Genomic DNA, 21209 nt, shown 5'->3' with positions numbered 1-21209 from the left:
GCGATACCAGCAGGAAGCGTAGATCCGCTGCAGCGGCCTCTGCCTATGCAGCTTCAGCCTCACGCAGAGGCGAGGACTCGCTTCCCCGGAGCGTGGACACCCCCGTAGCCCATGCCGAGACCTCCGCAAAGTGCTCCGGTCGAACACCCTCTCGGGGATTGGGTTGGATCAGGAGAGTCGGCAACCCGCGGGCGACACGCTCCGCAGACCATTCGTGGTCGAGGCTGGTGAAGTCGTCGTCGATCCACACAGCGGGCGCGTCGCCCAGCCAGGCGTCGACGTGGTCGCGCTTCCACAGGTAGCCGTGGGGGTGGCTGGTGGTGATGTCGGGGCGTGGCAAGTCGACGTGCGGTAGTGGCGGGAGGCCGAGAAGGGGGCCGATCAGGGTCGTCGCGTCCTGGCGCCAACTGGTGCACCAGACGGGTGTGAGGAGGCCGGTACGGATCAGGTCCATGAGCGCGGGACCGTGTGCGGGGTTGAGCCAGATGGTGACCGGGTCGTCGGCACTGCGGCCTGTGGGTACGACCTCGTGGCGGGCATGGGTGACGGGGGTGGTGCCGTCCGCGTCGGGAAAGGGTATGAGGACGCCGTCGATGTCGATGAGCAGGTAGGGACGCATCGGTTCCTCCGCGGAAGCCGGGGCGGGTGTCAGAGCTTGCGTGCGGTGATCAGCAGGGTGGCGGGCCAGCGGCCCATTCGGGGGTCGTGGAAGTCCTGGGCGGAGGCGAGCCACAGGCCCGCGCGGTCGAGGTGTTTCTCCCAGCGGCAGGCATCGAAGTCCCAGCGAGCGACGGGCAGGCGGCTGCGGTCCGGCAGCGTGACGTAGTCGCGGCGGGGTCGGTCGTCGACAGCGGGGACCCGGCCGCCGCGCTGTGGGTGGGGGACGGAGAAGGCCAGGCTGCAGCCGGGCTTGAGGCGGTTGGCGATGGCGGGGAGCAGGAGTTCGGGGGCGACGAGGCCGATGGCGCCGAAGATGGAGTAGACCGCGTCGAACTGCTCGTCGGCGGCCTGCAGGTAGTGCAGGGCGTGTCCGGCGACGAAGGTGAGGTTGTTCAGCCGTCCGTAATGTGAGCGGGCCCTGCGGACTTGCAGGCCGACCAGGTCGACGCCGGTGACGTGGGCCGCGTGCCGGGTGGCGAGGCATGCTGCGTTGTGGCCGGGTCCGCAGCCAAGTTCGACCACACGCTTCCGGCGCAGGTCAGGGCCGAGGATCTCGGCGCCGGGTCCGATGCCTGGCCGTGTAGTCCACTCCATCCGGGCGGGTGGGGCGAGTGGTTCGGCCGGGCCGGCGGCCGTGCGCTGGAGGGCGTGGGCGTACCAGGGGGAGGCTTGCGCGAGCACCTACACCTCCAGGAGCTGGAGGACGTCGGAGAGGTGCCTGCGGACGACCTTGATGTAGGTGGGATCGGTGGCGGGGTCGTTGATCCAGCGGATGGACTGCTCCATGAACCACTCGACGGCCCACATGCGGTGCCAGCCCAGCGCCCACTTCTCCGCGGGCAGGCCGCCCCGCTCGGCGAGTACGTCCGGGGTGCCGCCTTCGGTGACGTAGGACTCCAGGAAGACGCGGAGGCGCACGGGGTCGGGGTCGTCGAGGGTGCCGTGCCAGCTGGCGAGGTCGAGCAGTCCGGGTCCGGTGAAGGCGCGAGCGAAGTCGAGCAGGCGCCAGCCGCGTCGGCCGATGTGGAGGCTGGTGGGGTGGAACTCGGAGTGCACCCAGCCGAAGGGAGCCAGGGTGGTTCCCTGCGCGCGGGCGTCGGCGGCCCGGGCGATCTGGTCGAGGGCCTCCTCGATGTCGCCGGTGTCCGGCCAGCGGTCGGCCTTGCGGAGCCGGTCGAGGTGGTCCAGGGCGCGGCTGGGCAGAGCCCGCAGCCTTTCCTCGTGCAGTACGGGCAGCGCGCCAGCGGTGCGCGTGCGGTGGAGGACCACGGCTGCTGCGGCACCGTCGAGGTCGTCCGCTTCCCGGACGGGGGTGCCGAGGTCCTCCAGGAGCATGCCGAGCCAGCCCTCGATCCGGACCGAGTGATAGACCTTCGGGGCCGGGATGCCGAGGGTTCCGGCCAGCCGTAGGGCCTGGTCCTCGCTGTCGAAGGGCCTCTTGGCGTACTTGAAGATCCGCGTGCAGCCGTCGGGGAAGGTCACGCGTTCGACGCCGGACATCGACCACACCCTCACCTCCTCGCGCTTGGCGGCGGTCTGGTTCGCGACGATGCACAGGTTGGCGAGGAGATCGGTGGTGAGGTTGTCGTTCACGGGGGCTCCATTACGGTCGTGGCGGCATCCGGGGCGGGCGAGCGGACCTGCCCGCCCCGGAGCCTTGCTGCTGGGTGTTACGCGGCGGGAGTCACGCGGTGGGCGTAGACCTGCTCGATCCAGCCGGTCTTGAAGGCGGCCAGGTCATCGCGGAAGTTGGCCATCGAGGCACCGTAGGGCGCGACGACGCCGCCGGACTGGTCCGGCACGGACTGGCAGCCGTGCACCAGACGTCCGCCGAGGGCGGCGTGGGCCTTGATGGACTCGATGCGGCGGTGCTCGTTGAACCAGCCGCCGTGGTAGACCTCGTCGAGCATCCCGCCCATCTCGTCGTCCAGGTCGAAGACGACCGAGGTGGCGGCGGGGAAGAACCAGCACGGGCCGACGTTGGAGATGTGCCCGTCGAGCTCGACCTTGTTGAGTGCCATGAGCGTGGCCGCCTCGCGCAGCATCCGCAGGTGGTCGGCGGTGATCTGCGGCAGTCCGAGCCCGTCGAGGTGTTCGTCGCGGAACAGGTAGGCGTACACCTCGTAGGCGGTGGACAGCACCCGGGCGGCGTCCGAGGTGGACTCGCCATGGGCCTTGATGAAGTCCAGCGCGAGCTGCTCCACCGCGCTCTCAGTGGTCTCCTGCACGTCCAGGAGCTGGGACTTGACCAGCTCCCAGTCGGCGACGAGCCAGGTGTTGGACTCGAAGCGGAAGAAGTACTCGGCCGGGTCGATCGTGATGCGCCGGCCGTCGACCTGGATGCCCGGCAGGCGGCTCCAGCGCTCGTCGAACGCCTGCGGCAGTTCGACCGTGATGGCCTTGGTGTCGATGGTGGTCACCGTGTCTCCGTCTCTGATCGGCGGGTTCGGGCACAGGAGTGCCCGAACCCGGAGAGGGTGTACGGAACTTCGAGGGCCGCCCGGCCGAAGGGGGGAGCCAGGACTGCGGTCGGGCAGTTCCGGGCGGCTGTGATTAAGTGAACAGTCCGTCACGCACAGTGGGTACGGAGTGGGCAAGGCCAAGCGGTATACGCGGTTTACAGCCCCAGGACGGAGGAGGTCATGGCGGCACCCAACAGGCCCAACATACGTTTACGCGAGGCCATCGACGCGATCGGCTGCACGTACGACGCGCTGGCCAGGGACGTGCGCCGGATCGCCGCGGAGAACGGCGAGATCATCAGCACCAACAAGTCGGCGATCTCCCACTGGGTCAACGGCACTCGGCAACCGACAGGGCAGACCGGCCACTACCTCGCGGAAGCTCTCTCCCGCAGGGCCGGTCGCACCGTCACCCTGACCGAGATTGGCCTGCGCGACCCCGAGGCGCCCCTTCCTGACGACCCCGATCCCGTCGTCACAGCCACCGACCTGGGCCGCGCCGACGTCGAACGACGCCGCTTCCTGGCTGTGGCCGCCTTCACCACCGCAGGCGTGGTCATGCCCCTGGCCTACGACCATGAGGCTGCGTCCCGCATGCTCCGCGCACGCACGGGCCGGACCCTGGTAGGAGCCGAGGACGTCGACGTGATCCGCCAGATCACTGCCGCGTTCAGCGCAGCTGACGAACGCCTGGGCGGCGGCCACGGGCTGACCACCGTCACCGCCTACCTTGCCGATACCGCCGCCCCGATGCTCCGCGCCCGCTTCGCCTCAGAAGCCTTGCGCCGGGCCGCCTTCGGCGCCGTCGCCGAGCTGGCCTACCTCGCGGGCTGGAAACACCACGACCTCGGTCAGGAGGGCGCCGCCCAGCGCTACTACCAAGTCGGCTACCAGCTCGCCTGCGAAGCCGACCCGCACGGTCACGCCGCATGGATGATGCGCGCCCTCGCCCACCAGGCCCTCAGCCTCAAAGAGCCCCACCATTGCGTCGACCTCGTCGAAGGCGCCCTCAGCCGTGGACTCGGCCACGTGGACGGCCAGACCGAGGCACTACTCCACATCACCCACGCCCGCGCCTTCGCCGCAGTCCACGAAAAACCCGCAGCGGCCCGCGCCCTGCTCGCCGCCGAAGACGCTCTGCTCCGCGACGACGGCCCCCAGGCCAGCTTCTCCCTCGTCAGCGGCCCCGCCGCCGGCACCGTCGCCAGCCACACGGCCCGCACCCTCACCGACCTCGCCGATCACGTCGGAACCGAGCAACAGCACCGCGACGCGCTCGTCCGCTGGGATCCTGAGAAGTACAAGCGCGTCCACGCCCTCACCTACGCGGACCTCGGCGACAGCCTCGCCGCCCAGGCCCGCGCCGATGAGGCGGTCGCCGCCTGGAACCAGGCCCTCACGCTGATGGACGGCATGACCTCCGACCGCACCCGCAAGGCGATCACCTCCATTCGCTCGACGCTGGCGGTCTACCAGCGGCGCAAAGTCCCCGGCGCCGCCGAACTCGCCCGTCGCGCCCGAGAGGCGCTCGCCTAACATGCTCACCAACCCGGCCGACGAAGGGACCCCCGTGGCTCAGCCGACAACCGATGACCAGCCCCAAGCGCTCAAGCCCGCCGTGGAATCCATGACCCTGCTGGTCGCCGCCGTCATCGTCCACGACAAGGCCACCAACCGCGTGGTCCTCCTCCAGCGCGGCGACCAGGCCAAATTCGCCAAGGGCATGTGGGACCTTCCGGTCGGCAAGAGCGAGCCCGGCGAGCCGATCACCGCGACGGCAGTCCGCGAGCTGCACGAGGAGACCGGTCTGACCGTCAGGCCAGAAGCGCTCAAGGTCGCCCACATCATCCACGGCGCGTGGGGCGTGGAAGCCCCCAACGGCTTCCTCACCGTCGTCTTCGTCGCCCACGAATGGTCCGGCGAGCCCGAAAACCGCGAACCTCGCAAGCACGCCCAAGTCCGCTGGGTCGACGCCAACGCCATCCCCGACGAATTCGTCGAGACCACCGCCAGTGCCCTCCACCGCTACCTCAGCGGCGGGCCCCAGGTGTCGCTGGACGGCTGGAAATAACTGAGCGCCTCTTCTGGGGATGAAGTCTCGCCCCACGGCGGGATGAGTGACCGCGTTCAGCGTTCCCAAGTTTCCTCGGTGAACGCCCGGCAGGACACGTCGGCGAAGAGGGAGACCATGACGTACGACCGCGAGCGCATCGAAGCCCTACTCGACGAGGGAGTCCGCGACAAGGTGTACCCGGGCGCCGTCTGGGCCGTCGGCGACGCCACCGGCGTCCTCGCCCAGGGCGCCACCGGCGTCCTCGACCCCGACGAGCCGGACGTGCCGATGCGCACCGACACCGTCTTCGACGCCGCGAGCCTCACAAAGATCCTCGCCGTCTGGTCCTCCATCGGCGCCCTGTGGGAAGACGGAACCCTCGACCTCGATCAGCCGCTTGGCGCGTTCTGGTCCGAGGTCGCCGGCCATCCACTCGCCGCCGTAACCGCCCAGCAGTTGCTGACGCACACCGCCGGCGTTCCCCTGCGGGCACAGCTGAAGAACCTCTATGGCACCAAGCCCGAGGATATCCGCCGAGGCGTCCTCCGAGAACAACTCCATCGGGCACCCGGAGAAGCTGTCGAGTACACCGACCGGGCCGCCCTCATCCTGGGCTACCTCGCCGAACACCTCTCCGGCCAGCCCCTGGACCAACTGGCCACCACCCGCGCCTGGCACCCACTGGGCATGGCCTCCACCCGCTTCGGCCCCCTGCCCGCCGACCTCGCCGCCCGCTGCGCACCGACCGAACTCGACCAGGACACCGACACCCACCTCAAGGGAGTCGCCCACGACTTCTCGGCCCGCCTCCTCGGCGGCGTGTGCGGCATCGCCGGGGTCTTCACCGTCGTCGATGACCTCGCCGCCTTCCTCCGCTACATGCTCGCCCCTGCCACGTCCTCTTGGCGGGCCGGTTTCGGTAGCAAGTGGGCCACCTGCTCCCTGACCAAGCAGACGGGTGATCTCCAGCCGGCTCGCGGCCTGTTCTGGCATCCGGCTCCCGGCACCACTGCCGAGGAGGAGGTCTGGGTCCACTACGGCTTCACCGGCACAGGCATGTGGATCTCCCCCATCGACGGCCGGTGGGCGGTGCTTTTGACCAACAAGCTGTACTACTCCCGCGACCGCGAACTGCTGAACGGTGTCCGCAACGCCTTCCGAAAGCTGGCTTTCACCTAGGAACCGGTCCCCCTGGCGTGGGACGTTTCGCTCGGATTGGTTCGGAGACCCGGTGGACGGAGGTCGCGTCGCGTGCGGGTTCGGAAGTGAGCTGGCATTCAATTCGTCCGCCCGCACTGCCGTCCGGTTTTGATCACGGGCGGCAGCGCTGTGCTGTGTTCAGGGGGCTGCGCGGCGCCCGGTTCTGGTCCAGAGCCGGGGCGCATCCTGCGCACCTGCCGCGACAGGGCAGGGGCGGGCTGGCGCCCCGCCCTTACCCCGCCGGCCCTCGGCTGTGAGGTGCGCGTCCTTCGACGCAGCCGCTTCCGGTTGCGGCCGACGTACGGTTGAAGTACCGAGGGCATCACGTACTCCGGCCCCACGCCGGGTCGTCCTCGGCGAGAGACGAGTGAATCCGGGCCGCCCCCGTGGTCGGCGCGGAGACGGGTCGGCACCATGTCCGCCGCGGTCGAAGCAACTCAGCGCAAGCTCGTCACGGCAGGAACCGCGCCGAGCGCCCGCGCAGGTCCGCAATCCCGCCGAGGAGAGACGTGATGGCCCTTTCCCGGCTGGACATCCATCGGCGGAACCGAGGAGAGCGAACGCTCGTCACGCTGGCCGGCGACATCGGGCCGGCCACGACGCCGCTGCTGCGGGCCGCGGTGGAGCAGTGTCTGCTGGACGGCGTCACCGAGATCGACATCGACCTGACCACGGTCGGCTCCTGCGACGCCCGGGGCTTGGACGTCCTCCTGTCGGCAGCATGGCGCGCCGGCCGGGTCCACGCCCGCCTGCGGCTGCACCATCCGTGCGCTCAGATCGCCCGGCTCCTCGACGCCACCGGATCGACTTCGCTGCTCCTTACGGCCCCCGTGAGTCCCGTGCCGCCCACCGCATCCAGCGACCACATGAGTACCGCGACGCGGGGGCCCGAGGACCGCGCTCGTCGGCCGGACCAGCCGGTCCTCAGGGACGGTATCCGCCTTCGCCGGCTGACCCGCCGGCAGGCAGAAGACATGCGCGAGGACATCGCCGACCTGGCTGCGGAGTCCGTCGCGGGCACCGTCGGAGAGGCGTACCACGACCGCGGAGACTTCCTGCACCGCTTGGCGGTCACCGCCCACCGCCGCGGCTTCGCCCTGCTGGTCGCCGAGACGACGGTGCTGGTCGGTTGCGCCTTCGGTTTTCCGGTGGGCTCCGACGGCTCCGACGGCCGGCAGGGCGGCGGAACGCTCCAGGAGATCATCCAGCGGCTCACCTCCTGCGCGCGGTTCGTCGTCCTGACCCAGGTCGTGGCCCATCCGCACGCACAGCACCGTGACATCGCCCACCGCCTGCAACAGCGTCTCCTCACAGACCTGCACTCCTCCCTCGGGGTCACCCTGCTTCATCCTGCCGACCGGGGAGCACGAGCCGCCTTCTCGTCCTGGGGCTGGCAGATCATGGGTGAGGTCGTCGGCCTGCCCGGGCCCGTCGCCCCCTGCGTGCTGACCTTGTACGCCGAAGGACAGCCCTGGGCACGCCGATGATGTGGCAGTGCGATGGCCGCCCGCCACGCCGCCTGCCAGAGCCGGGAGTAATCTGAGACATACCGAGAACTTCCGGGCGCACGATGACGGCGGCGCCGTTCCCGGCGAGCGACAGACACGGGCAGCCGGAAACCGCACGGCCCGGAACGGAATCGCACGATGAACATCACCACAGAGCCCGCCGAAGGTGCGGTGCCAGGTGACGGACACTCCTACCGGATGCCCATGCCCCGGCTGCGCCTCATGCCAGATGTCAGCCATGGCCCGCTGGACGGCGCATGGTGGCCGCGCTGCGACGCACTGGAACTGGAGCTGCCCGCGCTGGTCGGCTCCTTGGATCCGGGCATCGGCACCGTCACCCGCGTGACCGTGGAAACGGCCGCCTGGCCCGATGCCCCGCAGGAGGTGATGGCGCCCGGCCACGTGATCGAGGTGGTGCTGACCGATTCCGCCGCCGAGGCGCATGCCATCACCGTGGACTGCGGCACCGTAGGGAGCTGGGAACTGCTGGTGATCCCCCCGGACGAGCCGGCCCGAGTGGCCGCCCGGCTGCTGACCGCTGCTGCCGACCCCGCGAACCCACTGTCGGCTCCGCGCCTGCTGGCACTCGCCGAGAGCGGCCTCGACGGACAGGACACTTGGGAGTCGGAAGGCGGAGCCGGACCGAGATGAGCAGCACGACCCGACCGACTCCCCGTGACCGGCGGGCCGGGCGTCCACGACCGCATGATGGAGCCATGGCACCGACACATCCTTTGTCATCCGGGCCCGCCCCCGCCCGAAGCGTGACCGCGAAAGGTGAGGGGATGACAGCAGGACGGCGCCCGGACCGGTCCGAGAGCTTCGGGGAAGCGCTCCTCGGGAAGATCCTGGACAGCGCGCACGAACTCCCACCCCATCTCATCGGGCCCCTGGTCGCCGACGTGATGGAGCGGCTCGGTGGCCGCCGTCCGCAGGTGCTGTTGCAGGACTACGGCCAGTTGGTGCTCGTACCGCTGCCCGGGGAGGGCCTCACCGGCGGGGAACCGCAGGTGATCGACGGCTCCGAGGCGGGCCGCTGCTTTCTCGACGCCGTTCCCGTGGAGGTGCCTCAGGAAGACGGCGTCCGGGTCCATCTACCCCTGCTGGACGGCGGTGACCAGGTGGGAGTCATGGCGGTGACGCTGGACAGTGTCGACGATGACGACCGCCGCCTGCTGCTCAGAATCTCCGGCCTGGTGGCCGACCTTCTGGTGACCAAGCACGGCTACTCCGACCTGTTCTTCGGCGTCCGACGCGATGAGGGGATGAGCGTTGCCGCGGAGATCCAGTGGTCGCTGCTGCCACCGCTGGCCATGATCATGCCCCGGGTCGCCGTGGCCGGGATCCTGGAACCCGCCTACCACGTGGCCGGCGACAGCTTCGACTACGCGCTGAACGGTGATGTCCTCCACGTGGTCATGATCGACGCGATGGGCCACGGACTGGACGCGGCCACGATGGCCACCGTGGCCATCGGCGCCTACCGCCACGCCCGCCGCTCCGGCATCGGACTGTCGGAGATCTACGAGTTCATGGACCGCGCCGTGGCCGAGCAGTTCGGTCCCGAGCACTTCGTCACCGCGCAGATGCTGCAGCTGGACACCACCACGGGGCGGGTGCAGTGGGTCAACGCCGGGCACCCGCCGCCGATCCTCGTCCGCGACCACCGCGTCGCGCAGCGTCTGGTCGCCCCGACGACCCTTCCCGTCGGCCTGGGCGGTTCGGAGCCTCGGGTGAGCGAACTGGGGCTGGTGCCCGGGGACCGAGTCCTCTGCTTCACCGACGGAGTGGTCGAGGAACACAAGAGCGGCGGGGAGGAGTTCGGCGAGGACCAGCTGATCGACTGTGTGAACCAGCTGGAGAGGACCGGCCGCGGCATCAGGGCGGTGACGCGCTCCCTGTCCCACACGCTCAAGCAGGCGCGCGGCGGACAGACCAGCGACGACGCGACGCTGCTCATGGTGGAGTGGCGCGGCTGACCTCCTGTCCCCGCCGTCCGTCACCGTTGCACGGCGGCAGGTACCGCACATCCGTACGCCCACCGCTCCTCGCCGCCGGTGAACGCGGAGTAGTGTGGGCAGTACCGAGGGCATCTCGCACACCGGCTTCCACGCCGGGTCGTCCCCGGCGAAGGATGACACCCGGGCCGCGGCGCAGGTGGCCCGGAGACAGGTCCGCACCATGTCGGCGACCTTGTACCCCACCCTGCCGCACCGCGAGCCCGTCGCAGCCCCGGCCGCGCGTCTCGCGCTGAAGACCGACGGCGCATCCCGCGGGCTGCTGGACGGAGCCTGGTGGCCGCGGTCCCGGGACCTGCTGAGTGAACTGCCGGCGCTCACCGACCTGTTGGACCCACTGTGGGACCGCATCACCCGTATCGCCGTCAACCCGGAACACTGGCCGGTCATCCCCCGCAAGATCCCCGTGAGCGGGCACATCGTCAAGGTCGGCTGGTTCACGTCGGAGATCGACCCGCACAAGCTGCTGCTGCTCTCATACGGCACCAGCCGCTGGGATCTCCTTGTCGTTCCGCCCGAGACCGGGGCGCAGTCGGCGGCCCGTCTGATGGCAGCCGTATCCGACCACGACGGCCCGCTCCTGACCGCGAGCGCGCTCATCGCCGCGGAAGCGGCCCGGCACGCTGTCTCCCCCACCGACCAGACCCTGGGCCAGGACAAGGCATGGGAGTACGAGGGCGGTGCCTCGGCGGTGTCCGCGGCCATCACCGGACAGACCGGTCCGCCAGGGCCGGCCAGCCGGCTGATCATCGGTATGTGAGGCGGCCGCCATGAACGCCTTCCTGACGGCCATCGCTTTCCTGGTCCTCGTCGCAGTGGCGGCGTACGTGATCCACCGGCCCGGGCTCCAGCACGCCGACAGGATCGCGGCGTACCGGTACAGCACTCCCCGGCCCGGTCGCCGTGGCCGTGGCGCGCCCCAGCCGCACCCCGCACCATGGGTCGGCATCCGGGAGTCCGACCGGCCGCCCGGCCCCACCGCCCACCCGGCCCGTGGCGACGCGAGCCCGGGGCGTGGACGCAGGCTCTGGAGCACCCGAGGTTCCGAGCATCCGAACCGAGGCGTCATGACTCTTCCACGGCTGAACATCTACCGGCACGACCGGGGCGCGCGGGCCCTGGTCACTCTGGCCGGTGTGATCGACCCCGTCACCGCGCCCCGGGTGCGCGCCGCTCTGGAGCAGTGTCTGCGGGACGGGATCACCCTCATCGACGTCGATCTGACCACCGTCGACCGCTGTGACGACAGCGGCCTGCGCGTCTTCCTCGACGTGTCGGAGCATGCCGCCGAGGCCCAGGCGTTCCTGCTGCTGCACCACCCCTCCCCGCAGACCGAACGACTGCTCCTGGACACGGGCTCCGACGGTCTGCTCTACCCGATGAGGCCGGGAGGGGCGCGCCCTCAGCGGACCTGACGTCGGCAGAAGCGCCCCAGGGAACGGGCCGCCTGACGGAGAGCGCCGGTGCGCCGGTCAAGTCGTGCCGGTCGCGCCACGCGCCGCCCCGTCAGCCCACAGGACCACGCCCGCTCCCGGTGTCGATGAGGATCTGTTCCGCGTCGCTGACGTTGTCCACCCGGACCGCCTGGGCCATCGCGGCACGGGCGGCATCCGGTGCCGCGTCGGGCGGGACGACCAGCAGCGAGAAGATGTCCCGGTCGCCCCGGGTGATCAGGACCGTGTTGTCACCGACCGGGAAGGAGTCGATGTGCACCACGTGGTCGTCCACGACGATACGCGTCGGGAGACCCGCCCAGGCGGTGGCATCCAGCCCCACACGGGACACGGGGCCGAGGTGGGCGACGAGGGCACTCAACAGGGCGGGCAGCTCGGCGCCGATGTCGCGCGAGCGCGGCCACCACGCGCCGTCGAGGACGCCCTTGCGTGATTCGGTCGTCTCCAGCCGGAGAAGCGCAGATCCCGGTCGCACGGCCTCGTGGACGCCACTGGGCAGACGCCGGGGAACAGGTGGTGTGTCCGAGCTGGTCATGATGACCACCCGTCTGTAGGGCCGGTGCGACGACGGGACTCCGTTCCGCAGGTCCCACGCTACTCCTGGTGTCACGCGCGACGGCATCTCCCAAGCCCCCCGTCCGGCCCTGGAGGGAACGGATGCAGCACACAGAAGGTCCGCCGCACGTCGAGATTTACGGAGGGGGCTCAGGGCCTCGAATCAGTTGTGGAATATTTCGTGCTACTGTTTCGAGGTCTGATACGAGGTGGTGTCGTGTATGGCGATCGCTGAGCTGCGGGCGCACCCCGGGATGCTCGTGCTGGCGCGCGAGTCCCGCGGGCTGACGCAGGCTGAGGTCGCCACGGCTATGACCAAGGCGTCGCTGAGTGGCACTACGGTTTCTCAGGGCTACGTAAGCCGAGCCGAGGCTGGTCGTCTCGTCGTCACTGGCGAGCGTCTTGAGCTATACGCAGCCGCGCTCGGCTACCCTCCTGAGCTGCTGTGCCTGGATCCGCAGGTCAGCGGCATCGGAGTGGGTCTGGTCCACCACCGCAAGAAAGCATCTCTGTCTGCTTCCGCTCTGCGGCGCGTGCACGCCCATTTGGCGCTCTCACGGATTCAGTTGAACGGCCTGGCGTCCGCAGCGGCATTGCCACCAGTCCCGCAACACTTCTTCAGGGTCTCGCTGGATGACCTCACCACCCCGAAGGACGCTGCCCGGCGAGTCCGCAGGGAGTGGTGCATGGCCCCCGGTCCGGTGCCCGACATAGTCGCGGTGCTGGAGCATGCCGGCGCACTGGTAATCACCCGCGACCTGGACAGCGACCTGTTGGACGCCGTAAGCCAGTGGGCAGAAGGCGGGCAACCTCTGCTCCTGGTCAACACCCGGGCACCGGGCGACCGACGTCGCTTCAGCCTCGCGCACGAGCTGGGTCACCTTGTGATGCATGACGAGCCGGGCACAGGGTCAACACAGGAGAAGCAGGCCGACGCCTTCGCTGCCGAGTTCTTGATGCCTGCCTCCGATATCCGGCAGGCGTTCTCCGATGGCGTCGATCTGGCCAGGCTGACGGAGCTGAAGCGGCTTTGGGGTGTTTCCATGAGCGCGCTGCTGCGCCGTGCCCAAACGCTCAACGCCGTCAGCGAGTGGCAGTACCGCACCCTGATGATCGAGATGTCAGCGCTCGGCTACCGGACCGCAGAGCCTGTTGATGTCCCCCCAGAGCAGCCGCGGCGCCTCGCCGCCCTTGTCCACACCTTGCTGACCGACCGCCAGATGACTCTGGAGGATGCGGCTGCCTGCGCGCACCTGCTTCCTGAAGACTTCCAGCGCCTGTACGTCGAGGGCGCCGGTTCATCATCATTCCCGGCCTTCCGAAGGTGACCATGACCGACCGTTCCGCCCCGCTGCCTCGTCCACGCTCCGGTCTGACCGAGCCTCCCGACGCTGTGGGTGCGCGAGACCGGCCGGACAGCCTGAACAGTCTGAAGGGCCGCATGCTGATCCAGGTCAGCACCGCCCGGCTCGGCTACGTCCAGGGGCAGGTCGACCTGGCACGCAGTGGGCTCATCCTGTGTGGCACCGACGCCGTGAAGAAGGCCGGCACCCTGCGATACCGGGACGGCTACGCCGCTCCGCTCCTGATCGACCCGGCGGTGTACGAGGTCAGCGCCGCGACCGAGGAGAACCCCTTCCCCTACGACGCCGAGCCCACGCTCTTCCTCGACGATCCCCTGGAACTGTCTCTGGCCGAGCAGCGGGACGCCGGAGCAACGCTCCCCATGACCCCCACCGGCTACATCAGGGGCGAGGACTCCGATGCCCTCCGGGCCGCCGTGACACGAGTCCTGGAACTCGACGATCCAGAGGTGATCTTCGCCGCTCCGGTTGATGTCTCCTGGCTACGCGACGAGGAATCGACCCGCCAGCTCATCGCCTACCTGCGGATGATCAAGGGGCCGAAGGCCATCATGCTGGGCGGGCAGATGGACCCCCTGGCCCGTTATGCCAAGGCCGTAAGTCATCTCAAGCAGGTCATCGAGGAAGTCCCCAGAGCTGCCCTGCTACGCACAGATCTCGCGGCATTCGGCGCCCTGGCCTTCGGTGCCGCCTTCACAGCCTTCGGCGCCAGCAGCCGCTACCGGCACATCATCGCCCCCGGCGAAAAAGCGCAGACCAACAAGAGCATCCCCGTGCAGTCACCGCACCTTCTCTTCCCCGACCTGATGGCCTTCTTCCTGGGCGAGACGATCGCCAAGCGTTACGGTGGCGCCCACGCTCCGGTCTGCTTCTGCTCGGCCTGCGCCGGCAAGCTCGCGCTGGACGCCTTCACAAGCAACCGCGGCGAGCTTCCTGCCGCAGCGGCGGCCCACAACGTCGCTGTCCTCATGGAGTGGCTGCGCGCCCTTACTTCCGTCAAGCCCGGCACAGCACGCCAGCAGTGGTGGTTCGACCGCTGCCAGAAAGCTCTCGATCAGTACGAACTGATCAACACGTCCATCAGGCAGCCGAAGGCGTTCAAGTCTCCGGCGCAGCTCGATCGATGGGCGTCGACCGCTCCCGAAGCCGCCAAGACATCGGCTCAGACAGCCGCCGCCGAGCGTAGGCGCTGATATACATCCTCGACGAACCACCAGGCCGCAGCGGTGTGCCGGGGCGGCCTGTAGTCCTCCGGCTCCAGTACCAGCTCGACCTCGTCTCCGGAGGCGACGAACACGCCGATGCCGTAGAAGTCGGCCTCGACGAGGACCTCATCCAGTCGGGCTGGAAGACGGTCCAACAGCATGGCCCGGCGGCAGAAGGGAGCAAATTGGCCCGCTCGCTCAAGGCCCAGGCGCCACCCGGAAGCGCGAACCACAGCAAGATCCACCTGCAGGGGCCGCACGGCACGTCGGGTGACCGTCTTCCGGTCTCGCTCCACCGCTCCCGACGGCAGCCCTCGCACCGCCCGCCGCGCCGGCGAGTCCAGCGATTGCAGCGGAACAGGAACGTCCACCGGGAGTGTCAGCAGGCACTCAAGGTCGGGCAGCTTATCCACCCTGGCGGCGGAGACTTCCTCGCGCCGCGCATGCTCATCCTCGTTCAGACGGTAGAAGCACAGCGCCTCGGTCCCGAAGACAGAGACAGTTCGGGCCTGCCCGCCCGGCTCCAGCAAGGCGCGAGAAGCCTCCCGCACAGAACCGCCCGTCAGGGAACTCGCCAAGGTCACCATGGCCCCCACCCTGCCTCACTGGGATTCGACCGCATGCAGCGGCCCCGCGTTCATCCAACCCGTATGCGTACGGGTACACCTGCCAAACAGCTCAAGACGCCTCGCGGACACTGCCCGACTGGGATCCTTCTCCGCATCACTGCCCTCATTACGGCGCCCTAGGCGCGAAAGCTGGGCCTGAACGCGCCTCCCCAGCCACGTCCCCGGAGGGCACATCCAGGGCACATGGGCCCGGGAAACGGCGTTAACCCGTGAGAACTACCAAGAAGGGTTTCCGCAGGTCAACGCACGTCTAACCGAGAAGCCCCAGGTCAGCGCGCAGCCTCTTCCAATCGCTGCACGAGTGGCAGGACTTCTCGAAACGGCTGCATGAGGCGGGGCATCAGCCGTATTGCCTGGTGTGGCCGTGAGCTGGTTTTCGTGAGGTTTGGGCGGGGTACCAACGCTGTCCGCGTCATTCGGCGGCTTCCCGACCGGGCATGAAGACGAGCGCCACCAGCGCGAGTCCGACCACGACTCCAACGAACTGCATGCCGATGAACCCCGCGACCGACGCGGGGGCGATGCCGGCGAAGGTGTCGGTGAAGGCGCGGCCGATGGTCACCGCCGGGTTCGCGAAGGACGTGGACGAGGTGAACCAGTACGCAGCACCGATGTACGAAGCCACGGCCACGGGCGCGAAGCGGAGGCGGTCGGTGCGGGCCAGGCCGAAGATCAGCAGGATCAGGCCGGCGGTCGCGACGACCTCGCCCAGCAGCAGGTGGCCGGCCGAACGGTCGTGGGTGGACCACTTCACCAGCGGTTCGCCGAACATCGCGTCGGCCAGGACCGAGCCCGTGATCGCACCGGCGATCTGAGCGGGGACATATGCCGCCGCCTCGCGCAACGTGACGCCGGGGCCGCCGCGCCGGGTCGTCCACCACTCGGCCAGGGTGACGGCCGGGTTGAAGTGCGCACCGGAGACCGGGCCGAACAGGGTGATCAGGACGCCGAGCCCGAAGACGGTGGCCGTGGAGTTGGCGAGCAGTTGCAGCCCCACGTCCTCGGTCAGTTCCGTGGCCTGGATGCCGGAGCCGACCACGATCGCGACGAGCGCAGCCGTGCCGACGAGTTCGGCGGCGGCCTTGGCGAGCAGCGGAGGACGCCGGGACGGGGTCGCACCCGGAGCGGGCTGCGGCTCGGCGGCGGAGGCTATGGGGGATTGCCCTGTTCTGCCGTGCTGGGTGGCCTCGGTGGCGGTCAACAGGAACTCCTCGGTACAGGTCGCCGTCACGGCGGGGGAATCAGGGGCAGGACCGCTTCACGTTGTTCTCGGCGGTGGCACGCGCGGTCTCCGCGAGGTCGGCGAACTGACCTGCAAGCGAGGCGATGACGTCGGGCTTGAGCCGGTAGTAGGTGAACCGGCCGCACGGCTCCGTCTCCACGACCCCCGCCTCGCGCAGCACCTTCAGATGGTTGGAGAGGTTGGTCTGCTTGGCCCCCGTCTCCTCGATCAGGTGCGTCGTGCAGAGCGTCTCCTGGGCGAGCAGGGTGACGATCTGGAAGCGGAGCGGGTCCGCGAGAACCCGCAACAGATCAGTGTCGACTGACGTCAGCATGGACTGATACTTTCACATCACTCCTGGCTGATACCGGCCTGGGCTGATCCGCTGACGAAGGAAAAACCGATGCCCTCCAGCCCGCTCGCCTCCGTGCTGTTCGTCTGCATGCACAACGCCGGGCGTTCGCAGATGGCCGCCGGCTTCCTCTCCCACCTCGCGGGCGAAGGGATCGAGGTCCGCTCCGCCGGCTCCGTGCCCGCGGACCAGGTCAACCCGGCCGCGGTCGAGGCAATGAGGGAGGTCGGCATCGACATCGCCGAGCAGCAGCCCAAGGTCCTCACGGCCGAGGCCGTCCAGGCGTCCGACTACGTCATCACCATGGGCTGCGGCGACGCCTGCCCGGTCTTCCCCGGCAAGAAGTACCTCGACTGGGCCCTGGAGGACCCCGCAGGCAAGGGCGTCGAGGCCGTCCGCCCGATCCGCGACCAGATCAGGAAGCGGATCGAGGCGCTGATCGCGGAGATCGACGCCCAGCAGGAGGCGTGATATCCGCGACGGGCAACGGCGCCGCCGATGTGATCGGCTCCGGATTGACCACCGCCGTGGAGCCAGCGAGATCGGCCACATCACCTCGGCACCCGCCTCCTGCATCCCCTTCACAGAACAGGCGTTCGACGTGAAGGATGGGTGTGATCGCGTGCCAGTTCGGTACGTCGCTCGTTAGGCAGCGCAGTCGGAACGCAGAGTGGGCAAGCGCTGATGGCCCCTGCCCTACTGCTACGGGAGGGGGCCGTGAGCTGGTTTTCGTGAGGTTTGGGCGGGGTCTTCGGGCCTCGCCCTTTTCAGTGAGCAGCGCCGTCCGCGCACTGCGCACCACGCCGGTCAGGGGACGGCTCGTGGGAGGGGACGGCCGGCAGCGGTGCCGCGCGCACTGGGCCCGCGCAGGAGGCTCAGCCCGGAGAAACCGTTACTCGGTCTCGAAGACCTCGTCGGCGGTTGCCGCGGTCACGGCTCGCAGCAACCAGGTCCGCAGGACTTCGGGGTCACTGCAGTCGGTCACGCGGCTGCAGGCCTCCTCGGAGACGGGGATGCCGCGCCGCTCAAGGACGAGCAGATCGTCCTCGGCGCGGCCCTGGGCGCGGCTTTCGTCGCGGATTTCCCTGTGACTGTCGGCCGGCTGTCCGGTGCTGTCCGGGCTGTCGGCACCGTTGCTCCGGGCAGGGCGTCGCGGTACGACGCGGGACTACGGGGGGGCGCGGTATGTCGGTGGACGGCGAGGTGGCACGGCCGGGGATCGAGTCGGGCGAGGCGGACGAGCCGGGGTGGGAGGTGGATCCCGACGACGAGTGGGGCGTCGCCGTCATCACCACCGTCGGGCGGCAGTTGAAGCTGCGCAGGGAGGCAGTGGGGCTGCGGGCCGCCGAGTTCGGCAGGGCGGTGGGGTACGGGGAGGACCTGGTCTACAAGGTCGAGGGCGGCAAGCGGATCCCCCGCCAGGACTACCTGGTCCGGGCGGATGAGGTGCTGGGCGCGGGCGGGCTGATCGCGGCGACGTGGGAGGACGTGAAGAAGGTCCGGTATCCGAAGAAGGTTCGGGAGCTGGCCAAGTTGGAGGCACAAGCGGTGGAGATCGGCATCTACGAAAGCAACGGCATTAACGGTCTGTTGCAGGTCGCTGATCACGCGCGGGCCTTGTTCGAGGCCATGCAACCCCCGTACGCCCCTGACGAGGTGGAGCGCATGGTGGCGGCTCGCGTTGCCCGAGCTTCGGTCTTCGAGCGTTCTCCCGCACCCGCACTCAGCTTCGTCCTGGAAGAGGCGGCTCTACGGCGTCCCATCGGGGGCACGATGGTGCAACGTCAGCAGCTTGAACGCCTGTTGGAGGTGGGGCGACTGCACAACGTCGTTCTTCAAGTGATGCCGTTGAACTGTGAGACGCACTCCGGCATGGACGGCAAGATCGAGCTGCTGAAGTTCGCGGACGGTTCGGCAGTGGGCCGCTCCGACGGAGCGTTCAACGGCCGGCCGACCTCCGAACCCAAACTTCTGCGCATCCTTGAACTGCGGTATGGCACCATCCGGACTCAGGCTCTCTCACCACGGGAGACATTGGCCTTCATCGACCAACTGCTGGGAGAAACATGATCCGCAAGCCCACTGCTGGGTACGCCTCCGAGCTGGCATGGTTCAAGAGCAGCTACAGCAGCGGCAACGACGGCAACTCCTGCGTCGAGATCGCTCTCACCCCTGACACCGTCCACGTCCGCGACTCGAAGAACGCGGACGGTCCCCGGCTGGCGCTCGGGCCGGGCGCGTGGGCGGACTTCGTGACGTACGCCTTGAACAGTCGACGCTGAGTCAGTCGAACGAGAGAAACGTCCTCCAGTCCGTTCGCGATGACTGGTGTCGCCGCCCGCGCCGGTGTCCGTCGCTGCGCGTTGCTCGCGTACTGCCCCCCTGCGAGCGGCTTTCGCCGCGTCACCCCGGCCCGGAGAGAATTCGCGCGACAGGGCGCGGCGGCTCTGCGACGCTGCCGCTGCGGGCCGGGCGGCCCGGTGGCGAGTGCGTGCCGACGCGGGGGTGGCGAGCAGTGGGTTTCACGTTGGGAAGGCCGGTTCTGGAAGGCGCGCTCGTGCGGCTGGAGCCTCTGGAGCACCGTCACGCGGCGGACCTGGCGGTGGCGGCGGAGGAGGACCGCGGCGCGTACCGGTTCACCTGGGTGCCGACCGCGGCCGAGGTCGGCGGGTACATCGACGCCCAGCTCGCACGTGCCGCGGCCGGGAGACTCGCCCCGTACGCGCAGGTGGACCTGGCGTCGGGGCGGGCGGTCGGGGCCACGGCCTCCTGGGATCCGCGGCTGTGGCCGGACGGGGACCGCCTGTGTGCGATCGAGGTCGGGTTCACCTGGCTGGCGGCGTCGGCCCAGGGGGCGGGCGTGAACACCGAGGCCAAGTACCTGCTGTTCCGGCACGCCTTCGAGCGCTGGGGCGTGGCACGGCTGGACCTGCAGACCGATGCGCGCAACGGCCGTTCGCGGGCCGCGATCGAGCGAGTGGGCGCCCGGTGCGAGGGGGTGCTGCGGAACTGGTCCCCGTCACGGGCGCCCGGCGAGGAGGGCCGGCTGCGTGACTCCGCGCTCTATTCGATCACCGCGGAGGAGTGGCCGGGCTGCCGGGCGGGGCTGGAGCGCCGGATCGCCCGAAGCCTGGAGCGCCGCCGGGCGGCAGCCGGTGCACCCGCCCCGCACTGAGCGCCGGGCCGCGTCCCGGCCCGTCCGCGTCAGTCGCCGCCGCGTGGGTGCACCCGCCCCGCACCGAGCGTCGTACCGCTCCCCCCGTCCGCGTCAGCTGCCGCCGAGTCCGCGCACCCGCCCCGCACCGAGCGCCGTACCGCTCCCCGGCCCGTCCGCGTCAGCTGCCGCCGAGTCCGAGTGCCGCCAGTAGCACCAGGACCAGCGTGGCGGCGCCGAGCACGCCGTGGGCGGCGACCACCGGCACGGGCAGGTGCCGTTCCGCGGGCGTCGTCTCCTCGCCGGCCGGAGCCGCCCGGTACACCGGGACCCAGCGGGCGAACATCGCGAAGCCGAGCAGCGCCACGGCGACGAGGATGCCGAAGGACGTCCAGGCCAGGGCGCCTCGGTCGGTGGCGAGGTAGACGATCCATACGACGAGCCCGGCCGCGGCGAGCAGGAAGTGGCCGAAGACCAGCGGCGCCGGGAAGCGGGTGCCCCCGGTCTGCTGCTGGCGCAGGCCGCCGCGGGAGATCCAGCGGGCGAGGAGCACGAAACCGCCGAGGGCGGTGACCACCCAGGCGACGAGAGCGCCGATGTCCATGTCGTTTCTCCGGTGAGGAAGGTGGATGAGGGGTGCGGATGTGAGGACGAGGCGGTCGGGCCGCCGTCAGGTGCGGTAGCCCTCCGCCTGCACCGACTCCTCCGCGACGCGCACGCCGTAGCGGTAGGCGAGCTTGCCGCCGAGATAGCCGGACAGGCCGAGGACGGCGAGGGCGACGGCGGAGAGCGCCAGCTGCCCGTACCCGACGCCCTGCCCCCGCGGAGGTCCGCCGCCCTGCCGCCATGCGAAGCCCGCCGCGTAGGCCGCGGTGACGGCCAGGTTCAGCGCCATGTGCACCAGGCCCGTACGGAAGGCGGGTGTGCCGGTGGGGATGGCGAACAGGTCGAGGAAGCCGACGCAGGCCGCGGCCAGCGCGCCCAGGACGCCGATGGCGATCAGCCAGACCGAGCCGTGGGTGAGGAAGGCGGGCCGGTCGACGATCCGGGAGGCGATGTCGAAGACCAGGCTGGACACCCACGCCCCGATCGGCACGGTCACCAGGATGGGATGGAAGGGATGCCCGTACGGCCCCGCCAGCGCGCCGCTGACCGGCTGCTTCGCCTGGCGAAGGTCCGTCGTGGCACCGGATTCGCTGTTCACCGTCATGCGGGACCTCGCTCCGAGCCGCCCGTGAGCTATTTCACCAATGATTGTTGGTCTTTTTTGGGGCGGGGGTCAAGAGGCGCGTCACCCCGACGAGCGAGGGTGCGCGGGAAATGGCACTGACCTGCGGACGCAGAGATCGCGGCGCCGGGGTCACCGGCTCGGG

24 protein-coding genes are annotated in these 21209 nt (G+C 69.7%); 14 read left to right on the top strand and 10 right to left on the bottom strand.

Translation table 11 applies throughout. From position 1 onward, the window contains the following. Positions 1-43: 43 nt before the first annotated feature. From ACLU3S_RS05550 to ACLU3S_RS05535, 4 genes are all read right to left on the bottom strand, one after another. Complete coding sequence (locus ACLU3S_RS05550; RefSeq protein WP_413950591.1) at positions 44-619, bottom strand: hypothetical protein; 576 nt, start codon at positions 617-619, stop codon at positions 44-46. 29 nt (positions 620-648) lie between these two features. After that, on the bottom strand, positions 649-1341 hold the full coding sequence (locus ACLU3S_RS05545; protein ID WP_413950590.1) for a class I SAM-dependent methyltransferase: 693 nt from the start codon (positions 1339-1341) through the stop codon (positions 649-651). Further along, a complete protein-coding gene (locus tag ACLU3S_RS05540) occupies positions 1342-2253 on the bottom strand; it encodes a phosphotransferase family protein (RefSeq protein WP_413950589.1) in 912 nt (303 codons plus the stop codon). A 77-nt stretch (positions 2254-2330) separates the two neighbouring features. Further along, positions 2331-3080, bottom strand: a complete 750-nt coding sequence (locus ACLU3S_RS05535) for a hypothetical protein (RefSeq protein ID WP_365169380.1) — start codon at positions 3078-3080, stop codon at positions 2331-2333. A gap of 222 nt (positions 3081-3302) precedes the next feature. Between ACLU3S_RS05535 and ACLU3S_RS05530 the strand changes: the two genes are divergently transcribed. The 8 genes from ACLU3S_RS05530 (at position 3303) to ACLU3S_RS05495 (ending at position 11316) form a co-directional block, all read left to right on the top strand. Beyond that, entirely contained in the window at positions 3303-4658 is a 1356-nt protein-coding gene (locus ACLU3S_RS05530) for a tetratricopeptide repeat protein (RefSeq protein WP_413950588.1), read from the top strand. Between the two features lies 1 nt (position 4659). Further along, entirely contained in the window at positions 4660-5193 is a 534-nt protein-coding gene (locus ACLU3S_RS05525; RefSeq protein ID WP_413950587.1) for an NUDIX domain-containing protein, read from the top strand. A 117-nt stretch (positions 5194-5310) separates the two neighbouring features. Then, entirely contained in the window at positions 5311-6354 is a 1044-nt protein-coding gene (locus tag ACLU3S_RS05520; protein WP_413950616.1) for a serine hydrolase domain-containing protein, read from the top strand. A gap of 533 nt (positions 6355-6887) precedes the next feature. Continuing rightward, positions 6888-7862 (top strand): STAS domain-containing protein, encoded by a 975-nt coding sequence (locus ACLU3S_RS05515; protein WP_413950586.1) that lies wholly within the window; start codon positions 6888-6890, stop codon positions 7860-7862. A 159-nt stretch (positions 7863-8021) separates the two neighbouring features. Then, positions 8022-8534 (top strand): DUF5994 family protein, encoded by a 513-nt coding sequence (locus ACLU3S_RS05510; RefSeq protein WP_413950585.1) that lies wholly within the window; start codon positions 8022-8024, stop codon positions 8532-8534. A 134-nt stretch (positions 8535-8668) separates the two neighbouring features. Next, positions 8669-9862, top strand: a complete 1194-nt coding sequence (locus ACLU3S_RS05505) for a PP2C family protein-serine/threonine phosphatase (protein WP_413950584.1) — start codon at positions 8669-8671, stop codon at positions 9860-9862. Between the two features lie 94 nt (positions 9863-9956). Next, a complete protein-coding gene (locus ACLU3S_RS05500; protein ID WP_413950583.1) occupies positions 9957-10661 on the top strand; it encodes a DUF5994 family protein in 705 nt (234 codons plus the stop codon). Between the two features lie 307 nt (positions 10662-10968). Beyond that, the gene (locus ACLU3S_RS05495; protein ID WP_190018954.1) at positions 10969-11316 is read left to right on the top strand and encodes an STAS domain-containing protein; all 348 of its coding nucleotides are present in this window, start codon (positions 10969-10971) and stop codon (positions 11314-11316) included. 91 nt (positions 11317-11407) lie between these two features. On the opposite strand, the gene ACLU3S_RS05490 is transcribed toward ACLU3S_RS05495, so the two are convergent. Beyond that, the gene (locus ACLU3S_RS05490; RefSeq protein WP_413950582.1) at positions 11408-11890 is read right to left on the bottom strand and encodes a DUF5994 family protein; all 483 of its coding nucleotides are present in this window, start codon (positions 11888-11890) and stop codon (positions 11408-11410) included. Between the two features lie 241 nt (positions 11891-12131). On the opposite strand from ACLU3S_RS05490, the gene ACLU3S_RS05485 reads away from it, so the two are divergent. Beyond that, on the top strand, positions 12132-13238 hold the full coding sequence (locus ACLU3S_RS05485) for an ImmA/IrrE family metallo-endopeptidase (RefSeq protein WP_413950581.1): 1107 nt from the start codon (positions 12132-12134) through the stop codon (positions 13236-13238). Positions 13239-13240: 2 nt separating this feature from the next. Further along, entirely contained in the window at positions 13241-14467 is a 1227-nt protein-coding gene (locus tag ACLU3S_RS05480; protein ID WP_413950580.1) for a hypothetical protein, read from the top strand. Here ACLU3S_RS05480 and ACLU3S_RS05475 read toward each other — a convergent pair. From ACLU3S_RS05475 to ACLU3S_RS05465, 3 genes are all read right to left on the bottom strand, one after another. After that, the gene (locus ACLU3S_RS05475; protein ID WP_384605774.1) at positions 14437-15066 is read right to left on the bottom strand and encodes a hypothetical protein; all 630 of its coding nucleotides are present in this window, start codon (positions 15064-15066) and stop codon (positions 14437-14439) included. The two genes, ACLU3S_RS05480 and ACLU3S_RS05475, sit on opposite strands and share 31 nt — an antisense overlap. Positions 15067-15520: 454 nt before the next feature. Continuing rightward, positions 15521-16309 carry an aquaporin gene (locus tag ACLU3S_RS05470; RefSeq protein ID WP_413950579.1) on the bottom strand — a complete coding sequence of 263 codons (789 nt, stop codon included), beginning with the start codon at positions 16307-16309 and terminating at the stop codon, positions 15521-15523. Between the two features lie 40 nt (positions 16310-16349). Then, positions 16350-16664, bottom strand: a complete 315-nt coding sequence (locus tag ACLU3S_RS05465; RefSeq protein WP_413950578.1) for an ArsR/SmtB family transcription factor — start codon at positions 16662-16664, stop codon at positions 16350-16352. Between the two features lie 69 nt (positions 16665-16733). Here ACLU3S_RS05465 and ACLU3S_RS05460 point away from each other — a divergent pair, with 69 nt between their 5' ends. The 4 genes from ACLU3S_RS05460 to ACLU3S_RS05445 all read left to right on the top strand — a co-directional run bounded on the left by ACLU3S_RS05460 (position 16734) and on the right by ACLU3S_RS05445 (position 19857). Beyond that, positions 16734-17153 carry an arsenate reductase ArsC gene (locus ACLU3S_RS05460; RefSeq protein ID WP_413950577.1) on the top strand — a complete coding sequence of 140 codons (420 nt, stop codon included), beginning with the start codon at positions 16734-16736 and terminating at the stop codon, positions 17151-17153. Positions 17154-17867: 714 nt separating this feature from the next. Beyond that, the gene (locus tag ACLU3S_RS05455; protein WP_413950576.1) at positions 17868-18752 is read left to right on the top strand and encodes a helix-turn-helix domain-containing protein; all 885 of its coding nucleotides are present in this window, start codon (positions 17868-17870) and stop codon (positions 18750-18752) included. Then, positions 18749-18964 (top strand): DUF397 domain-containing protein, encoded by a 216-nt coding sequence (locus ACLU3S_RS05450; RefSeq protein ID WP_413950575.1) that lies wholly within the window; start codon positions 18749-18751, stop codon positions 18962-18964. The genes ACLU3S_RS05455 and ACLU3S_RS05450 overlap by 4 nt, the downstream gene beginning before the upstream one ends. A gap of 233 nt (positions 18965-19197) precedes the next feature. Further along, on the top strand, positions 19198-19857 hold the full coding sequence (locus ACLU3S_RS05445) for a GNAT family N-acetyltransferase (RefSeq protein ID WP_413950574.1): 660 nt from the start codon (positions 19198-19200) through the stop codon (positions 19855-19857). Positions 19858-20017: 160 nt separating this feature from the next. On the opposite strand, the gene ACLU3S_RS05440 is transcribed toward ACLU3S_RS05445, so the two are convergent. After that, complete coding sequence (locus ACLU3S_RS05440) at positions 20018-20440, bottom strand: hypothetical protein (RefSeq protein ID WP_413950573.1); 423 nt, start codon at positions 20438-20440, stop codon at positions 20018-20020. 66 nt (positions 20441-20506) lie between these two features. Next, complete coding sequence (locus ACLU3S_RS05435; protein ID WP_413950572.1) at positions 20507-21046, bottom strand: DUF2231 domain-containing protein; 540 nt, start codon at positions 21044-21046, stop codon at positions 20507-20509. Between the last annotated feature and the right edge of the window lie 163 nt (positions 21047-21209).

This window comes from Streptomyces sp. AF1A, from assembly GCF_047340315.1.
GTDB lineage: Bacteria > Actinomycetota > Actinomycetes > Streptomycetales > Streptomycetaceae > Streptomyces.
This window is presented reverse-complemented; position numbering and strand designations above follow the sequence as displayed.